The organism is Actinomadura sp. GC306, assembly GCF_004348665.1.
Taxonomy (GTDB): Bacteria; Actinomycetota; Actinomycetes; order Streptosporangiales; family Streptosporangiaceae; genus Spirillospora.
In genome coordinates this window covers 1-15,895 of sequence record NZ_SMKM01000151.1, presented here as the reverse complement: position 1 = coordinate 15,895, position 15,895 = coordinate 1, and the positions used below count along the sequence as shown (strand labels likewise).

The following is a 15,895-nucleotide window of genomic DNA, read 5'->3' as shown; positions in this document are numbered from 1 at the left end:
GCCCGGGGCCGGGCGGGGCGAACGCGGGCGGGCCGGCCGCGGCTCCGTGCGCGACCCGGCGCAGCAGGCGCTCGGCCTCGGCGGACCCCATGCGCTGCTCCGGGTCCTTGCGGAGGAGGCCCTGGAGCACCGGGGTCAGCGGCCCGGCGCGCTCGATCGGGTCCGGTTCGTCGGACAGGACGGCGGCCATCACGCCCCACACGTCGGGCCGCCTGTACGGGGGGCGGCCCTCCACCGCCGCGTACAGGGTGGCGCCCAGCGACCACAGGTCCGACGCCGGGGTGGCCCTCTGGTGGCGCGCCTGCTCGGGCGCCAGGTACGCGGGCGACCCGACGATCGCCCCGGCCTGCGTGAGCGTCTCGTCGCCCGCCACGGTCGCGATGCCGAAGTCGGTGAGGACGGCGCGGCCGGGCGGCAGCAGCACGTTCCCCGGCTTGACGTCGCGGTGCACGACCCCGGCGGCGTGCGCGGCGTTCAGCGCGTCCAGGAGGTCGAGGCCGATCGCCGCCGCCCGGTCCGGCGCCAGCGGCCCCTCCCGCGCGATGACCCGGTCGAGGGAGTCGGCCCGGACGAGGCTCATCACGATCCAGGGCCGGCCGTCCTCCTCCACCACGTCGTGGACGGTCACGATGCCGGGATGGTCGAGCCGCGCCGCGGACCGCGCCTCGCGGAACGTCCGCGCGTACGTCCGCTCGACCTGCGCGTCGTCGAGGCCCTGCGGCAGGGACACCTCCTTGACCGCGACCTCCCGGCCGAGCGTGCGGTCGCGGGCCCGCCACACGGCCCCCATGCCGCCGCGGCCGAGCACCTCCACGAGTTCGTAGCGCCCCGCCACAACCTGGACCATGGGGCTAGACGATACCGACGCGAAGCCCGGAGATTCCGGGCTATTCGGCCTCTCCCTCGCGGCTGGCGAGCAGCCGCCGCAGCGAGTCCAGGCGGGCCCGGCTGGCGTGCCCGCCGGCCACCCAGCCGTCCAGCCCGCAGCTCTCCTGCAGGTGGTCGCAGTGCGGCGGGCAGCGCTCGGCGGCGCCCTCGGCCAGGTCCTCGAACGCGTTGATCACGTTGGCGGGTTCGACGTGCGCGAGGCCGAAGCTCCGCACGCCGGGGGTGTCGATGATCCAGCCGTCGCCGCCGGGCAGCTCCAGCGCGATCGCCGACGACGAGGTGTGCCGGCCGCGGCCGGTGACCGCGTTGACGTGGCTGACCGCCCGTTCGGCGTCCGGGACGAGCGCGTTCACCAGTGTCGACTTGCCGACGCCCGAATGCCCGACGAGCACGCTCGTGCGCCCGGCGAGGTGGCCGCGCAGTTCGTCCAGGCCGCCGCGCAGGCCGCCCCGCTCGTCGCGGCGCGTCACGATGTAGGGCACGCCGAGCGGCGCGTACTCGGCGACCAGCTCGGCGGCGTCGGCGAGGTCGGCCTTGGTGAGGCAGAGCAGCGGGTCCATCCCGGCGTCGTAGGCGGCGACGAGCTGCCGGTCGATCATGCGGGGCCGCGGCTCGGGGTCTGCGAGCGCGGTCACGATCACGAGCTGGCCGGCGTTCGCGACGATGATCCGCTCGAACGGGTCGGTGTCGTCGGCGGTGCGGCGCAGCGACGACGTCCGCGGCTCGACGCGGACGATGCGGGCCAGCGTGTCGGGCTCCCCGGACACGTCGCCGACGAGGGCCACCCGGTCGCCCACGACGACGCCCTTGCGGCCGAGCTCCCGGGCGCGCATCGCGGTGACGCCGCGCTCGTCGCCGGTGCCGGGGTCGACCAGGCAGCGGTACCGGCCCCGGTCGACCGCGATCACGAACCCGGGGGAGGCGTCCTCGTGCGCGGGACGGCGGCGGGTGCGCGGACGCGACCCGCGGCGGCCGGGCCGTACCCGGACGTCGTCCTCGTCGTAGTCGTGCGTTCGTCTGGCCAGTGGTCCGTCCCTGCCGTCAGGCGGGCGCCAGCATGGACGCCCACGACTCCGTGAAGTTCGGAAGAGTTTTGCCCACGGTGCCCGGATTCTCTACCTCTATACCGGGAACGGCCAGGCCCAGCACGGCCGCCGCCATCACCATCCGGTGGTCGTCGTAGGTGTGGAAGACACCGCCGTGCAGCGGCCGCGGCCGGATCTCCAGCCCGTCCGGCAGCTCCCGGACGTCGCCGCCCAGCCCGTTGAGCTCGGTGGCCAGGGCGGCGAGCCGGTCGGTCTCGTGGCCGCGCAGGTGCGCGATGCCCGTCAGCCGGGACGGGGAGTCGGCGAGCGCGGCGACGGCCGCCAGCACCGGCGTCAGCTCGCCGACCTCGTGCAGGTCGGCGTCCAGCCCCGCGTGCCCGCCCGAGCCGCGGACGGTCAGCCCGTCCGGGCCGTGCGACACCTCGGCGCCCATCGCGGTGAGCAGCCCGCGCAGCGCGTCACCCGGCTGGATCGTCTCGGCCGGCCAGTCCCGCACGGTGACGCGGCCGCCGGTGACCAGCGCCGCGCCGAGGAACTGCGCCGCGTTCGACAGGTCGGGCTCGATCGCCCACTCGCCGCCGCGCAGCGGGCCGGGCGCGACCCGCCACACGTCCGGCTCCGTCTCGACCGCCGCGCCCGCCTCCCGCAGCATGTGCACCGTCATCGCCAGGTGCGGCGCCGACGGGACGGGCGGGCCCTCGTGCCTGACCTCGACGCCCTTCTCGAAGCGCGGCGCGGCCAGCAGCAGGCCCGACACGAGCTGCGACGACCCGGACGCGTCGATCACGACCCGCCCGCCGTTGACCGAGCCCGTCCCGTGCACGGTGAACGGGAGCGCGCCCCGCCCGCCGTCGTCGACGCGGGCGCCGAGGGCCTGCAGCGCGGTGATGATCGGGCCCATCGGCCGCTCCCGCGCCCGCGGGTCGCCGTCGATGGCCACCTCGCCGGACGCCAGGGCCGCGACGGGCGGCAGGAACCGCATCACCGTCCCGGCGAGGCCCACGTCCGCCCGCGCCGGCCCGCGCAGCTCGCCCGGCCGGACCTCCCAGCCCGCGGCGTCCTCGGTGATCCCGGTGCCGAGCGCGCGGAGGGCGTCGGCCATCAGCACCGTGTCGCGGCTGTGCAGCGGACGCGTAATGCGCGCGGGCGCACCGGCGAGCGCCGCGAGGACCAGCGCGCGGTTCGTCATCGACTTCGAACCGGGCAGCGACACGGTCGCGTCCACGGGGGCAGGGGCGACCGGGGCGGACCAATGCGGAGTGGGCATGACCCAAGGCTATCGGGCCGGGAGCGGCCCGGCGGATCGCTCAGCGGGAGGTCACAGCGGAATGGTCAGCAGCGTGCCGCCGGTTTCCAGCCGCACCTCGAACCGGGCGATCTCCTGCCGGGTGAGGCCCGTCCCGCCCTGCATCACCAGCGGGTCGGGCTGCTCCGGCACCCCGTAGCCCTTCTCGGGGACGCGCCAGCCCGCCACGACGCTGCGCTCACCGGTCGCGGACACCGCCTCCAAGTGGCACCTCAGCGGCCCCTTGATGCCGCGGAGCTCCAGGCTGACCTGCGTGCCCCAGCCCTTGTCGACGAGCCCGACCGTGCCGGACGCGCCCGTGCCCGCGTCCGTCGCCTGGAACCGCTCACCGGTGATCGCCGCGGGCGGCGGCTGCCGCCGGACGGCCTCGCCGTCGTCGCCGAGCACCGTCCCGACGCCGATCCCGACGGCCAGCATGGCGGCCGCCGCCGCGCCGCCGACGGTGTAGGCGCCGCGCCGGAACCGGCGTTCCTCCTTGCGGCGGCGCCGCATCATGTCGATCACCGGCGCCGGCTGCGGCTGCGCCGGGCCGGGACCGGCCACCGGCGCCGGACCCGCCGGGGCCTCGCCGAGCGCGGACAGGACGCTCGCCGTCCCCGACATCTCGGTCAGCTCCGCCTGGCACCTGCCGCACGCGCGGAGGTGCGCCTCGAAGGCGCGCCGGTCGCCCTCTTCGAGGAGGCCGAGTGCGTACGCGCCGACGTCGGTGTGCTCGACCGGCGAACTCATGAGGTCACCCCCCTCTCCTCCAAGGCGACGCGCAGGGCGCGCAACGCGTAGTAGACGCGGGACTTGACCGTCCCCACCGGGATGCCGAGGTACTCGGCCGCCTGGTTCACCGTACGGTCGCGCAGCACCGTCTCCGTCAGCGCCTGCCGGTGCGCGGGGGAGAGCGACTCCAGCGCCTCCGCCACCACGACCTTGCGCAGTAAGCCGTCCATCTCGTCCGCCATCGGGAGGTTCTCCAGGGGGCCGTCGCCGACCTCGGGCGGCCGGACCTCGCGCTGCCGCCGATTGTCGATCACGATACGCCTGGAGACCGTGGCCAGCCACGGCATCAGCGAGGACGTGCGGTCGTCGAGGCGGTCCGCACTGCGCCACGCCCGGATCATCGTCTCCTGGACGACGTCCTCGGCCCATTGGCGGTCGCCGCCGGTGAGCCGCAGGACGAAGGCGAGGAGCGGCCGGTGGTACTCGCGGTAGAGCTCGGCGACGATCTCGTCGTCGCGGCCGGCCCCGCCGGGGCGCGGGGCCGGTCCTGCTCCGCCGGGACGGCGGAGCAGGCTCCGCAACCCGCCGGTCTGGCGACCGGTCGATCCGGGAACTGCCATGGCCGGGGGGTCTCCGTGGTGGTGGGGGGACGGGCTGGAAGACCGTAGTCAACTGGCAGTACGGGACCGCCCCGGCTCTCGGTTCAACGGATTTGAGCCTCTTTTAAGGTTCTCTTCGGGAAGTCAGCTCCGGACGGCCTGCTTGACCCTGCCCGCCTGCGCCGCCGTCCCGGCCTTGACGTTCTTGCCCGCCTTCACGGCCTTCGCCGCCTGCGTGGCCGTCCCCGCCTTGACGGTCTGCCCGGCCCGCGCGGCGCGTCCCGGCTTGGACGCCCGGCCCAGCTTGAACGCGGCCCCGGCCCTGGCGCCACCGGCCTTGAGGCTCTGCAGCGGACCGCCCCGCTTGCGGCCCTTGCCCGTGAGCCCGCCCGGCTTGGCGATCTTCACCGTGACCGACTTCGCCGGCGCGGCGGACTTGGCGGCCTTCGCGACCTTGGCCGCCTTCGCGGTCTGCTTCGCGCCCTTCTTCGCGGCCTTGCGCCCGCTCGCGGCACGGGCGGTGCGCACCTGGTGGGCCGCCTCGCGGCGCGCGTCGCGCAGCGTGGCCGCGGCCTCCCGGCGCAGCGCCTTGGCCTCGGCGCCGCCCTTGATCTGCGTCTCCCGCGCGATCCGCCGCAGTTCCGCCGTCCGCGGGGGGCGGCGCGGCTCGGTCGCGGCCATGAGCAGCGCGCCGAACAGGCCGGCGTTCTTCAGCAGGTGGGACCGCTCGTTGGCGCGGCGCTCGGGGTCGTCCTCGGTCCAGAAGCGGTGCTCGGTCGCCAGCGCGGGGACGAGCTGCGCGGCCAGCAGGAGGGTGGTCAGCCGCCGGAACTTCCCGGTCAGCAGCAGGGCACCGGTGCCGAGGCTGAGGGCACCCTCCATGCGGACGAGCGTCTCGGGGTCCTTCGGCAGCCATTCGATCCGGTCGGCCACCGGCTTCAGCGCGGGGCCCACCTGCTCGGCGCGCTCGCGCGGCTCCCGGACGGCCTCCAGGCCGGTCATGATGTAGGGCGCCGCCACGAACGGGCGCGCCAGCGTCGTGAAGGGTCGCATGACCCGCTACATGCCCATCGCTTCGCACCTCAAGCACGGCAGGATGGGACCCATGTGCGGACGCTATGCCACGACCCGGGCGCGGCAGGAGCTCCTGGACGAGTTCCAGGTGCAGCTCGACGCCGTCGAAGAGGACCTCCAGCCCGACTACAACGTCGCCCCGACGAAGCAGGTGCCGGTCGTCCTGAACCGGCGCCCGAAGGACGCCCCCGAGGAGGAGGCGGCCGTCCGGCAGCTGCGGACGGTGCGCTGGGGGCTCGTCCCGTCGTGGGCCAAGGACCTGTCCATCGGCTCCCGCATGATCAACGCGCGGTTCGAGACGGTGCACGAGAAGCCGTCCTACCGCCGGGCGTTCGCGCGGCGCCGCTGCCTGCTCCCGGCCGACGGGTACTTCGAGTGGTACGCCCTGCGGGACCAGGACGGCGCGCCCGATCCGGCCGAGGGGGAGAAGAGGGCCAAGAAGCGCAAGCCGCAGAAGCAGCCGTACTTCATCCGCCCCAACGACGGCGCCGGCATGGCGATGGCCGGGCTGTACGAGCTGTGGCGGGCGCCCGAGGACGGCCCCGAGCAGCCCGGCGGGATCGCGCCGGGCGAGTGGGTCTGGACCTGCACGGTGATCACCACCGACGCGCCGGACGACCTCGGCCGCATCCACGACCGGATGCCGATGATCGTCGAACCGGACCGCTGGGACGCCTGGCTCGACCCCGCGCTGACCGAGACCGAGCAGGTCCGGAGCCTGCTGGTGCCGGCGATGGCCGGGACAATGGACGCCTACCCGGTGTCGAAAGCGGTCAACAACGTGCGAAACAACGGACCGGAGCTCATAGAACCGGCGCTTTCCGGGGATGGTACAGGCAGCAATTCCGACGGTTTGTTCTGACCGGCGCCGGGAACGCGGTACCGGCCGGAACCGCCCGGAACCGGAGCGCATTACCCGGGTCCCCCTGCCGGGAGGAGTTCGCAGCGTCGTGGACACCGCCGTAGCCCGTTCCCGCCTTGAGGCCCTGCTCGAGGATCTGGACCGGTCCATCGCCATTCTCCGGGGAGAAAGCCCCGAGCGTGACAATTCCGCCGCGGACGCCGGGGCCGGCCTCACCGCCGTCGAGCGGGTGGAGGCCGCCCTGCACGCGCTGGAGCGGCACCGCGCCGGTGTGCTGGCCGCGCTGGAGCGCATCGGCGCCGGGACGTACGGCCGCTGCGTCGCGTGCGGCGAGCCCGTCCCCGATGGGCGCCTGGAGGCCCGTCCGGACGCCGCGCGCTGCGTGACCTGCCAGGCCCGCTACGACCGGCGGCGCTAGCCCGGCCCGGCCGGCTCACTTCCTCCTGGCGCTCGCCAGGAGGTGCACGCCGAGCGACTCGTCCGGTTCCGTGGCGGTCAGCTCGGTGCGGACCAGGCGGGAGAGGGCGCGGGGCGACTCGGCGAGGACGTGCTCGACGGTCGACGGGGACAGCACCGTGCGCGGCCGGATCCACTCCACTTCGAGGCCGGCGTCGCCGAGCAGCTCGCGGAGCTGGTGGGACGAGAACGAGCGGGTGATCCGCCCGTCCGGCCAGGGGATGAGCACGACCTCGGCGCTCGGGACGTCCGACAGGTGCGCCCAGTAGTTCCGCTCGGCGAGCAGCGCCATCCCGAGGGTCAGCGAGTCGACGCAGAGCAGGACGCGGCCGCCGGGGCGCAGCACGCGGGCGATCTCGGCGACCGTGGCCTCGGTGGCGAGGTGCCGGGACAGCACCCGGTTCTCGGCGATCACGGCGTCCACGGAGCCGCCGGCGAGGAAGGTGAGGCTGCCGGTGTCGCCGATGATCGGGATGGTGCCGCCCTCGGCGCGGGGCGCCCCGTCCGGTACCGGCACGTCCGCTACCGGCCCGTCCGGTACCGGCCGCGCGTCGGGGGTGCGGCGCCCGTCGCCCCTGGCCGGGTCGATGACCTCCAGGACGGTGTGCCGCGCGGCGGCGGCCTGGGCGGCGGAGCGCCCGCCCGAGATGTCCAGCACGCGCGACGGCCGCCGCGGCAGCCACCGGGTCAGCTGGGCGGCGGCGACCGCCCAGTAGAACGTCCAGTAGCGCGCCAGCGCGCCGCCCGTCCCTTCCCCGGAGATGTCGCGCAGGCTCGCGATGGTGGGCTCGGACGTTCGCGCCGACAGCACCGGGTGCACGTTTGCTCCTGTTCTTGCGGTGTATGTCACTCTTTCCCCGTTATGTCAGGCGTCACCCTCCGTACAGAACGGGCCCTGCAGGACGAGCGCGGCGGCCCGTGTCCGCCGCGTCACCCCCCGTCCCGGGGAATCGGCGGCGCCCCTTCGGTGTTGCACCGTCTCACAGGCCGAAACCGGAGGTGCACACCCATGACCACAGCCGTTGCCGACCAGCGGCGGAGCCCGGGAACCGCGGCCCCGCGCGGCGACGCGCGCCCACCCGTCCGCGTGGGAGGGCCGCGCGGACCGCTATCGTCTGGGGGGTACGACGTCACCGGCCTAGCCGAGGCCGGCGGCGCCACAGCCGAGGGGGTGGGTCAGGTACAGGGCACCACGGAGACCGTGGAGCAGCGCCGCGACCGGTTCCAGCGCGACGTGCTCCCGTTCTTGGACCAGCTGTATTCTGCCGCGCTGCGCATGACGCGCAACCCGGCCGACGCCGAGGACCTCGTCCAGGAGACCTTCGCCAAGGCGTTCGCGTCCTTCCACCAGTTCAAGGAAGGCACCAACCTCAAGGCGTGGCTCTACCGCATCCTGACCAACACGTTCATCAACTCCTACCGCAAGAAGCAGCGCCAGCCGCAGCAGGCCGCCACCGAGGACATCGAGGACTGGCAGATCGCGCGCGCCGCGTCGCACACGTCCACCGGCCTGAAGTCCGCCGAGACCGAGGCCCTGGAGCACCTGCCCGACACCGACGTGAAGCGGGCGCTGCAGGAGCTCCCGGAGGAGTTCCGCATCGCGGTCTACCTCGCCGACGTCGAGGGCTTCGCGTACAAGGAGATCGCCGAGATCATGGGCACGCCCATCGGCACGGTGATGTCCCGCCTGCACCGCGGCCGGCGCCAGCTGCGGGGCATGCTGGAGGACTACGCCGAGGAGCGCGGTCTCACCCGGACGGGCGGAGGCGCCGAGTGAGCGGGCAAGTGAGCGGGAAACGCGCCTGCCGCGTACCGCACAGCGAGATGCCGGACACCGAGATGCCGGACACCGCGCCGTGCCGCGGCGCGGTGAACGAGAAGGGTGAGTGAGCCATGAGCTGTGGCGACCACCACGAGACCCCCTGCGACGAGGTCCTGGCGCGGGTCTACACCTATCTCGACGGCGAGCTCGACCAGGGCGGCTGCGGCGAGGTGCAGCAGCATCTGGACGAGTGCGGCCCGTGCCTGCGCGAGTACGGCCTCGAAGAGGCCGTCAAGAAGCTGGTGAACAAGTCCTGCGGCTGCGAGCAGGCCCCGACCGACCTGCGCGCGAAGGTGCTCGGCCGCATCGAGGAGATCTGCGGGGACATCAAGGCGTCCGGTGACGCCGAGAAGACCGGCAGCGGCTGAGCGTCGTATCGTTCTCGGGTGCTCGCACTCGTCACCGGCGCGGCCGGTTTCATCGGATCCCACCTGGTCGACCGGCTCCTCGCCGACGGCCACGAGGTCATCGGCGTGGACGACCTGTCCTCGGGCGGCACCGTCCGCCCCGGGCTGGAACTGTGGGAGATGGACGTCGGCGACCCGGCGCTCGCCGAGCGGGCGGCGGCCCGCCGCCCCGAGGTGGTCTGCCACCTCGCCGCGCAGGTGAGCGTGCGCGCCAGCGTCGCCGATCCGGCGGCCGACGCGCGCACGAACGTGCTGGGCACGGTGAACGTCCTGGAGGCGGCCCGCGCGGCCGATGCCCGCAAGGTCGTGTTCACGTCGAGCTGCGCGGTGTACGGCGTGCCGGACGCGCTGCCCGTCCCGCCGGACGCCGAACTGCGGCCCGCGTCCCCGTACGCGGCGTCCAAGGTCTCCGGCGAGGTGTACGCGGCCACCTACAAGGCGCTGTACGGCATCGACTACACGACGCTGACGCTGGCGAACGTCTACGGGCCGCGGCAGACCCCCGAAGGCGAGGCCGGCGTCATCTCCATCTTCACGGACGCGCTGCTGGCGGGCCGTCCCACCAGGGTCTACGGCGACGGCTCGCACACCCGCGACTACGTCTACGTGCTGGACGTGGTGGACGCCTTCGCCCGCGCGGCGGGGGAGGGCGGCGGCGGGCTGCGGCTCAACGTGGGCACCGGTGTGCAGACGACCGACCGGGAGCTGCACACGCTGGTCGCCGAGGCGGCGGGCGCGCCGGACGACCCGGAGTTCGCGCCGCCGCGGCTGGGCGACCTGCCGGCGATGTCGGTCGATCCGCGGGCGACCCGGGAGGCCCTCGGCTGGGCGCCGGGGACGGGCCTGCGCGAGGGGCTGGCGGAGACCGTGGCATGGGCGCGGGAACGGATGGCCCCGGCCTGACGTGAAAAGCCGGAAGTCGGTCCATTCTGGGCCTTTCCTGGGGATAATTAGGCGCGTCCGGTAATGCACGTGCATTGTGACGTGCATCCACGCTGTGCAATTACCGTCGGTGCATTCTCCCGGCGCATTTGATCACTTAAGGTGACGGTCGCTTCACAGTTGGCTTTCGTTTCTCCGCATGCCTGTGTGACCTGGGCGGTTCGCGTTAGGCTTGGGCCGGAAACAGCGACGGGAGCACGTGCCCGCCCGTGAATTCGGGGGTCGAGTGCTCACCCGGGTGAGAACCGGGGCCGAGGAGGTCCCGGTGGCCGGCCGCGAGGCCGGCCGGCCCGGTTCGCGGGGGGAGGCAAGGAGCCATGCTCGAGCGTGTGCGGCCGGCGGGTCACGTCCGGCGCGAGAGCCCTTCGGCGGCGTCGCTGACGATGCCCGAGGGCGTGTCCTGGGTGTAGTGCCGGAAGGCACCTGAACCCGGCGGCGGCCCGCCAGTCGAACCGAACACTCGCCATCCCCGGGAGGCCCCGCGCGGGCCTGCGCCGCCGCGGACGGGCCCGGGTGTTCACTCCCCGAGGGGGCGGCAATGCGTGGACTCCCACTCCCCGCCTGGGCGTACGTGTGCGGGGTGGTGGCCCTCGCGGCCGGCCTCATCGCGACGTCGTCCTTCGCGGAGATCGACTGGGGCACGCTCGCCGTGCTGGCGCTGCTGTTCCTCGTCTGCGACTCGGCGCCCGCGCGGCTGAACCTCGCCCGCGCCCGGGTGTCGCTGAGCTTCGCCGCGAGCCTGGCGTCGGTGGTCCTGCTCGGCCCGGCCGGCGCGGCGCTCGTCGGCTTCTGCGCCGTGATCACCGGCCAGCGGATCATCGCCCCCGTCAAGCGGCTCTTCAACGGCGCGCAGTTCGCGCTCAGCGGCTTCATCGCCGGGACGGTCTTCCAGTTCCTCGGCGGCGACGGCTTCCACCCCGAGCAGGCCCGCTGGGTGGAGAACGTCATCGGGCCGTTCCTCGGCGCCCTGGTCGCCTTCGTGCTGGTCAACCTGGCGCTGATGGGCGGGGTGCTGCTGCTCAGCCGGCAGGCCGCCCCGCGCGAGTTCCTGGACGAGTGCGGCCAGCTCGCCGTCGGCTGCCTCGGCTACGGCATGGTCGGCCTGCTGATCGCCGGGCTGTGGCCGCGGATCGGGCCGTTCGCCGCCGTGCTGGTGCTGCTGCCGCTGCTCATCGCCCGCTGGGCGATGGACCAGGCGTACGTCCAGCAGCAGGCGCACGCCGCCACGCTCGCCGCGCTGTGCCAGGCCGTCGAGACCAAGGACTTCTACACCCGAGGGCACTCCGAGCGGGTGTCCCGCGGCTCGGTGATGATCGCGGAGGAGATCGGGATGCGGCCCGACCGAGTGGAGGCGATCCGGTACGCCGGGATGCTGCACGACGTCGGCAAGCTCGGCGTCCCCACCAAGGTCCTGCAGAAGAACGGCCCGATGACCGAGGAGGAGTTCGCCGCGATCCAGCTGCACCCGATGCGCGGGCTGGAGATCGTCCGCGAGATCGGGTTCCTGGACGAGGCGCTCGCAGGCATCATGCACCACCACGAGAAGATGAACGGCCGCGGCTACCCGATGGGCCTGGCCGGCGACGAGATCCCCGAGTTCGCCCGGGTCATCGCGGTCGCCGACGCGTTCGACTCGATGACCTCCACCCGCTCCTACCGGGCGGCCCGCAGCGTCGAGGAGGCGGTGGCGGAGCTGCGCCGCTGCATGGGCGACCACTTCGACCCGGTGATCGTGGAGGCGTTCCTGCGGGCGCTGGAGCGCACCCCGTGGCAGCCGCCCGGCCCGGTCGTCCTGCCCGACGACGACGTGGTGGAGACCACCCAGCAGGACCACGACGACCCGAGCACGCCGCTGCGGGTCGCCGGCGACGAGGTGCGGCGGTGACGGGACGCCCATGAGCACCCAGACGGCCCGGGAGCGGGCCGCGTGGCAGAGCATCGACGCCGGCCAGCTGCTGCTGGTCGCGACCGCCGGGCTGTTCGTGGTCGTCGCGGTCACGCAGGTCGCGGCGGTCGGCCTCCGGCAGCCCGACGTCGCCGTCATCTTCGGCGTGCTGATCGCGCTGGGCGAGCTGTTCCGGATGGTGATGCCGGGCAACCGGGAGGTCGCGCCGGTCGCCGGCGCCGGCGCGATCGGCTACGCGCTGCTGGTCGGCGTCGGCCCCGAGGGCGCCGGGCCGGACGCGCCGCTCGGCGTCGTCGCCGCCGAGCACTCGGCGCTGCAGGTCGTCGCGGTCACCGCGGCGGGGATGCTCGTCGGGTCGCTGCCGCACATCGCGGTGGGCCGCAACCCGCGGCCCGACGCGATGGCGCGGCGGCTGTTCACCGTCGCGGTCATCGCGCTGTGCTTCCGGCCGCTGCTGTCGCTCGGCCTCGTGTGGCCGCTGCTGCTGGCGGTGATGGGCGTCGTCGTGATCGCGTCCTGCTTCACCGACGTGCTGATCGCCGCGATGATCCGGGCGGAGGCCGTCCGGGCGCGGTTCGGGATCGCGCTGCGCGACGAGATCGAGGCCAAGATGGCGCTGTGCGCGGCCACCAGCGCGACCGCGATGCTGATCGCGGTCGCCACGACCGCGATGGGCAAGGCCGCGCTGCTGATCTTCACGGTGCCGATCCTGGTGACGCAGTTCGCGTTCCGCCGCTACGCCGGGACGCGCGCCACGTACCTGCAGACCGTGCGGGCGCTGTCGCGCGTCACCGAGGTCGGCGGCTACGTCGAGCCGGGCCATTCGCGCCGGGTGTCGCGGCTGGCGATCGCGATGGGCCGCGAGCTCGGCATGTCCGAGGGGGAGCTCCTCGAACTGGAGTACGCCGCGCTGATGCACGACATCGGCCAGCTGTCGCTCGGCGACCCGATCCCGGGCGGCGCGACGGTGCTGGCGTCCCCGGCCGAGCAGCGCCGCATCGCCGAGCTCGGCGCCGAGGTGATCAAGCAGACGGGCGTTCTGGACCGGGTGGCGCACATCGTGCACCTGTCGTCGCACCCCTACCGGGCGGGGGGCGATCCGGGCGGCGCGGCCCCGCCGGTCTCGCCGCCGCTCGCGAGCCGCATCATCAAGGTCGCGAACGCCTACGACGACCTGGTCGGCGAGTCCGCCGACCGGGACCGGGGCGCCGCCGTGCTGGAGCGGCTGAGGCACGACTCCGCCGCCGAGTACGACCCGACCGTCGTGGAGGCGCTCAGCCGGGTCGTGGACCGCCGCCCCCGCCCGTAGCGCGCCCGCCCGTGCCACGCCTGCGCCGCCGCGACGGCGGCGGTGAGGGCGGCGGTGACCGTCCAGAGCAGCAGCGCGCCGAGCCGCTGGTCGTCCAGCGGGGACGCGCCCCAGCCGCGGCCCAGCTCCTCGAACCAGCTGCCGCGGACGGTGCCGTCCCGCATGAGGGCGATCCCGGCGACGGCGTGCAGCGGCAGGACGGCGAACGGGACCGGGGTCCCGGCCGTCCCGCGGAAGTACGCCAGCCCGATGACGAGGAAGGCGAGCATCGCGAGCGTGTGCAGCGCGTGGTTGCTGAGCGACGGCGGGAACAGCGGTGACACGGAGAATCCGTAGAGGCTGAGCAGGAACAGCACCGTCGCGGCGGCCGGGTGGCAGAGCAGCCGCACCCCGCGCGAGCGGCCCGCGGCGGCGACGAGTTGCGCGTTCTCTTCCCGCATCGCGCGCACCGCGAGCCGCAGCGGAGCGCCGTAGAGGAGCAGCAGCGGGGCGACGACCCCGATGAGGACGTGCTGGACGGCGTGCGCGCTGAACAGGACCATGCTGTACCGCGAGATGCCGCTGCCGGTGGCGAGGAACGCGGCGAGGAGCCCCCCGTACCAGGCGGCGGCGCGGTACCACGGCCAGTCCCGCACGCGGAGCAGCCCGGCCCCGTACAGGACGGCCCCCGTCACGACCAGGACGAGGAACAGCGGGTCGAGCCACCAGTCCAGCAGGTAGGGGCCGGGGCCCGCCGGTCCGGGCATCGGGTAGCCGAGGCGCAGCGCGGTGAGGTCGAGGGTGTCGGGGGCGTTCTCCGGCGGGGGAGTGCGCGACAGCCCGGTGGCGAGCGCCATCGTCGCCGCCATGGCGAGGACCTCCGCCGCCCCGAGCCGCAGGAAGGGGCGGGCGCCCGCCCCGTCGCGCAGGGCGGGGATGGTCGCGCGCCGGTGCCACCAGCCCAGCGCGCCCAGCAGGACCAGCGCGGCGATCTTGGCGACGACCAGCCACCCGTAGCCCGAGCCGAGGTTGACGCCGCCGAGCCGTACCCAGGCGTTGGCGGCGCCGCTGATCCCGACGACGGCGAACGACGCCAGCGCCAGCGTGCTGTAGCGGCCGACGATCGCGGGCAGCCGGTCGCGGAGCGCGGGCCCGACGGTGATGAGGGCGACGAGGCCGCCGATCCACAGCGCGGCGCCGAGGACGTGCGCGGCCAGGCTGTAGACGGCGAGCGCGTGGTAGGAGGCGTTCGCGGCGTGCCCGGTGAACAGCGGCGGCAGCAGCGCGGCCAGCGCGCCCGCCAGCAGGTACCCGGCGCCGCCCGCGGCGCGCGGGTGGCTCGCCGCCACCGACAGCGCGACCGCGGCGGCGAGGACGAGCAGCAGCGCCCGGCCCTGCGGCAGCTCGAGGAGCAGCGTCCGCATCATGTTGCCGGTGAGGCCGCCGACGCCGGTGCCGAACAGGTCCAGCGCGGTGAACACGATCAGTGCCAGCGTGCACAGCGCCCACAGGAGCGCCGTCAGGGACGCGGCGCGCACGCAGCGGCGGGCGATGGGCGACGGCGGGCGGGCGAACACGGCGGCGACGAGCAGCCACCCGACCGTGAGGACGGCGGCGGCGTTCCCGCCGAGCCTGGCGGTCGTCAGACCGGTCTTGGTCAGCACCCCCGCCTGCGACAGGCCGGGCGCGGCGGTCTCGCTGAGCGCCCCGCCCAGCCGCATGACCAGGGCGAGGACGACCAGGGAGAGCGCGCCGGCGCCGATGGCGAGCATCGGCCGGTCGGTCGGGGCAGCCTCCGGCTCATGTACGGCCACGTCCGGTGATACGGATTCGGCCGGTCAGCGGGTTCAGCGCGCAATAAGGTACCGCCAACCGGATGCAGGGGTTGAGGAGCGGGATGAGCGGGCCTGGAGCGGGCAACACGTATCTGGAGAAGGTGGTCGCCGAGCAGGCGGTCCTGCAGGACGACCTGCGGGCGCGGCGCACCCCGGCGGCCGCGCCCGGCGCACCGGCCGGCTACGCGCCCCCCGGCCCGCTGGCCAAGCGGGAGCGCGCCCTCGGCCGCGCCCCGGCCGGCGACGGCTCCGCGCCCGGCCCGGTCGACGTGCGGATCAGCGGGTTCTGGCGGTGGAAGAACGTGCTGGTCCCGCCGAACGCGTTCGTCGTGCACACGCGGCGCGGACGGGCCGAGCCGCTGCACATCGGGCTGGGGGTGTCGTTCCGGTTCCGCCCGTCCACCGACTCGTTCCTGGTGGTGCCGGGCGCGACGCAGACGATCCTGATCAACGCGTACTGCATCTGCCGGGAGCTGCAGGGCGTGCTCGTCCAGGGCTACGTCCAGTGGATCATCCAGGACTTCGGGGTCGCGTACCGCAAGCTCGACTTCGGTGACGCCGACGACCCGATGCGGCTGGTGAACCTGCAGCTCAGGGAGCAGGCCGAGGCCGCCATCAAGGACAAGGTGTCCACGATGGGCGTGCGGGACGTCCTCAGCGACAAGCAGCCCATCATCGAGGAGCTGACGGCGCGGCTGCGCGCGGTCGCCGAGGGCCAGGGCGAGGACGGGCGCGGCAGGGACGGGCAGGGCG

General features: G+C 74.3%; 15 protein-coding genes and 1 pseudogene. 8 read left to right on the top strand and 8 right to left on the bottom strand.

Translation table 11 applies throughout. From position 1 onward, the window contains the following. From E1200_RS20570 to E1200_RS20545, 6 genes are all read right to left on the bottom strand, one after another. The coding region (locus E1200_RS20570) for a serine/threonine-protein kinase (protein WP_131953681.1) at positions 1-847 on the bottom strand (847 nt) is incomplete at its 3' end. A gap of 40 nt (positions 848-887) precedes the next feature. Further along, complete coding sequence (gene rsgA / locus E1200_RS20565) at positions 888-1,913, bottom strand: ribosome small subunit-dependent GTPase A (RefSeq protein ID WP_131953680.1); 1,026 nt, start codon at positions 1,911-1,913, stop codon at positions 888-890. Between the two features lie 16 nt (positions 1,914-1,929). Next, complete coding sequence (aroA, locus tag E1200_RS20560) at positions 1,930-3,201, bottom strand: 3-phosphoshikimate 1-carboxyvinyltransferase (RefSeq protein WP_131953679.1); 1,272 nt, start codon at positions 3,199-3,201, stop codon at positions 1,930-1,932. Positions 3,202-3,252: 51 nt separating this feature from the next. Next, the gene (locus tag E1200_RS20555; RefSeq protein WP_131953678.1) at positions 3,253-3,969 is read right to left on the bottom strand and encodes a zf-HC2 domain-containing protein; all 717 of its coding nucleotides are present in this window, start codon (positions 3,967-3,969) and stop codon (positions 3,253-3,255) included. Next, the gene (locus tag E1200_RS20550; protein WP_131953677.1) at positions 3,966-4,571 is read right to left on the bottom strand and encodes a sigma-70 family RNA polymerase sigma factor; all 606 of its coding nucleotides are present in this window, start codon (positions 4,569-4,571) and stop codon (positions 3,966-3,968) included. The genes E1200_RS20555 and E1200_RS20550 overlap by 4 nt, the downstream gene beginning before the upstream one ends. Before the next feature lie 123 nt (positions 4,572-4,694). Continuing rightward, on the bottom strand, positions 4,695-5,603 hold the full coding sequence (locus E1200_RS20545) for a DoxX family membrane protein (protein ID WP_131953676.1): 909 nt from the start codon (positions 5,601-5,603) through the stop codon (positions 4,695-4,697). Between the two features lie 52 nt (positions 5,604-5,655). Here E1200_RS20545 and E1200_RS20540 point away from each other — a divergent pair, with 52 nt between their 5' ends. Further along, complete coding sequence (locus E1200_RS20540; RefSeq protein ID WP_165950393.1) at positions 5,656-6,486, top strand: SOS response-associated peptidase; 831 nt, start codon at positions 5,656-5,658, stop codon at positions 6,484-6,486. 88 nt (positions 6,487-6,574) lie between these two features. After that, on the top strand, positions 6,575-6,904 hold the full coding sequence (locus E1200_RS20535) for a TraR/DksA C4-type zinc finger protein (protein ID WP_207933459.1): 330 nt from the start codon (positions 6,575-6,577) through the stop codon (positions 6,902-6,904). 15 nt (positions 6,905-6,919) lie between these two features. Here E1200_RS20535 and E1200_RS20530 read toward each other — a convergent pair whose 3' ends face one another. Next, a complete protein-coding gene (locus E1200_RS20530) occupies positions 6,920-7,762 on the bottom strand; it encodes a methyltransferase domain-containing protein (protein ID WP_243708718.1) in 843 nt (280 codons plus the stop codon). Between the two features lie 351 nt (positions 7,763-8,113). Here E1200_RS20530 and E1200_RS20525 point away from each other — a divergent pair, with 351 nt between their 5' ends. The 5 genes from E1200_RS20525 to E1200_RS34905 all read left to right on the top strand — a co-directional run bounded on the left by E1200_RS20525 (position 8,114) and on the right by E1200_RS34905 (position 13,328). Beyond that, on the top strand, positions 8,114-8,719 hold the full coding sequence (locus E1200_RS20525; protein WP_131953674.1) for a sigma-70 family RNA polymerase sigma factor: 606 nt from the start codon (positions 8,114-8,116) through the stop codon (positions 8,717-8,719). Positions 8,720-8,835: 116 nt separating this feature from the next. Beyond that, positions 8,836-9,132, top strand: a complete 297-nt coding sequence (gene rsrA, locus E1200_RS20520; RefSeq protein WP_131953673.1) for a mycothiol system anti-sigma-R factor — start codon at positions 8,836-8,838, stop codon at positions 9,130-9,132. An 18-nt stretch (positions 9,133-9,150) separates the two neighbouring features. Beyond that, complete coding sequence (locus tag E1200_RS20515; RefSeq protein WP_131953672.1) at positions 9,151-10,074, top strand: NAD-dependent epimerase/dehydratase family protein; 924 nt, start codon at positions 9,151-9,153, stop codon at positions 10,072-10,074. Between the two features lie 577 nt (positions 10,075-10,651). Further along, a complete protein-coding gene (locus E1200_RS20510) occupies positions 10,652-11,998 on the top strand; it encodes an HD-GYP domain-containing protein (RefSeq protein ID WP_131953671.1) in 1,347 nt (448 codons plus the stop codon). 10 nt (positions 11,999-12,008) lie between these two features. Next, positions 12,009-13,328, top strand: coding sequence for an HD domain-containing phosphohydrolase (locus E1200_RS34905; RefSeq protein ID WP_131953670.1), 1,320 nt, complete (start codon positions 12,009-12,011; stop codon positions 13,326-13,328). A gap of 23 nt (positions 13,329-13,351) precedes the next feature. On the opposite strand, the pseudogene E1200_RS20500 reads toward E1200_RS34905, so the two are convergent. Next, positions 13,352-14,731: pseudogene (locus E1200_RS20500) on the bottom strand (cytochrome c oxidase assembly protein); the annotation flags it as partial. A gap of 473 nt (positions 14,732-15,204) precedes the next feature. On the opposite strand from E1200_RS20500, the gene E1200_RS20495 reads away from it, so the two are divergent. After that, positions 15,205-15,895 (top strand): SPFH domain-containing protein (locus tag E1200_RS20495; RefSeq protein WP_207933458.1); only part of this gene is annotated, 691 nt, incomplete at its 3' end.

Bases quoted from the DNA above. Each gene is read 5' to 3' on its own strand.
- aroA (WP_131953679.1), bottom strand. From the start codon at position 3,201: ATGCCCACTCCGCATTGGTCCGCCCCGGTCGCCCCTGCCCCCGTGGAC.
- E1200_RS20555 (WP_131953678.1), bottom strand. From the start codon at position 3,969: ATGAGTTCGCCGGTCGAGCACACCGACGTCGGCGCGTACGCACTCGGC.
- E1200_RS20550 (WP_131953677.1), bottom strand. From the start codon at position 4,571: ATGGCAGTTCCCGGATCGACCGGTCGCCAGACCGGCGGGTTGCGGAGC.
- E1200_RS20545 (WP_131953676.1), bottom strand. From the start codon at position 5,603: ATGCGACCCTTCACGACGCTGGCGCGCCCGTTCGTGGCGGCGCCCTAC.
- E1200_RS20540 (WP_165950393.1), top strand. From the start codon at position 5,656: ATGTGCGGACGCTATGCCACGACCCGGGCGCGGCAGGAGCTCCTGGAC.
- rsrA (WP_131953673.1), top strand. From the start codon at position 8,836: ATGAGCTGTGGCGACCACCACGAGACCCCCTGCGACGAGGTCCTGGCG.
- E1200_RS20510 (WP_131953671.1), top strand. From the start codon at position 10,652: ATGCGTGGACTCCCACTCCCCGCCTGGGCGTACGTGTGCGGGGTGGTG.
- E1200_RS34905 (WP_131953670.1), top strand. From the start codon at position 12,009: ATGAGCACCCAGACGGCCCGGGAGCGGGCCGCGTGGCAGAGCATCGAC.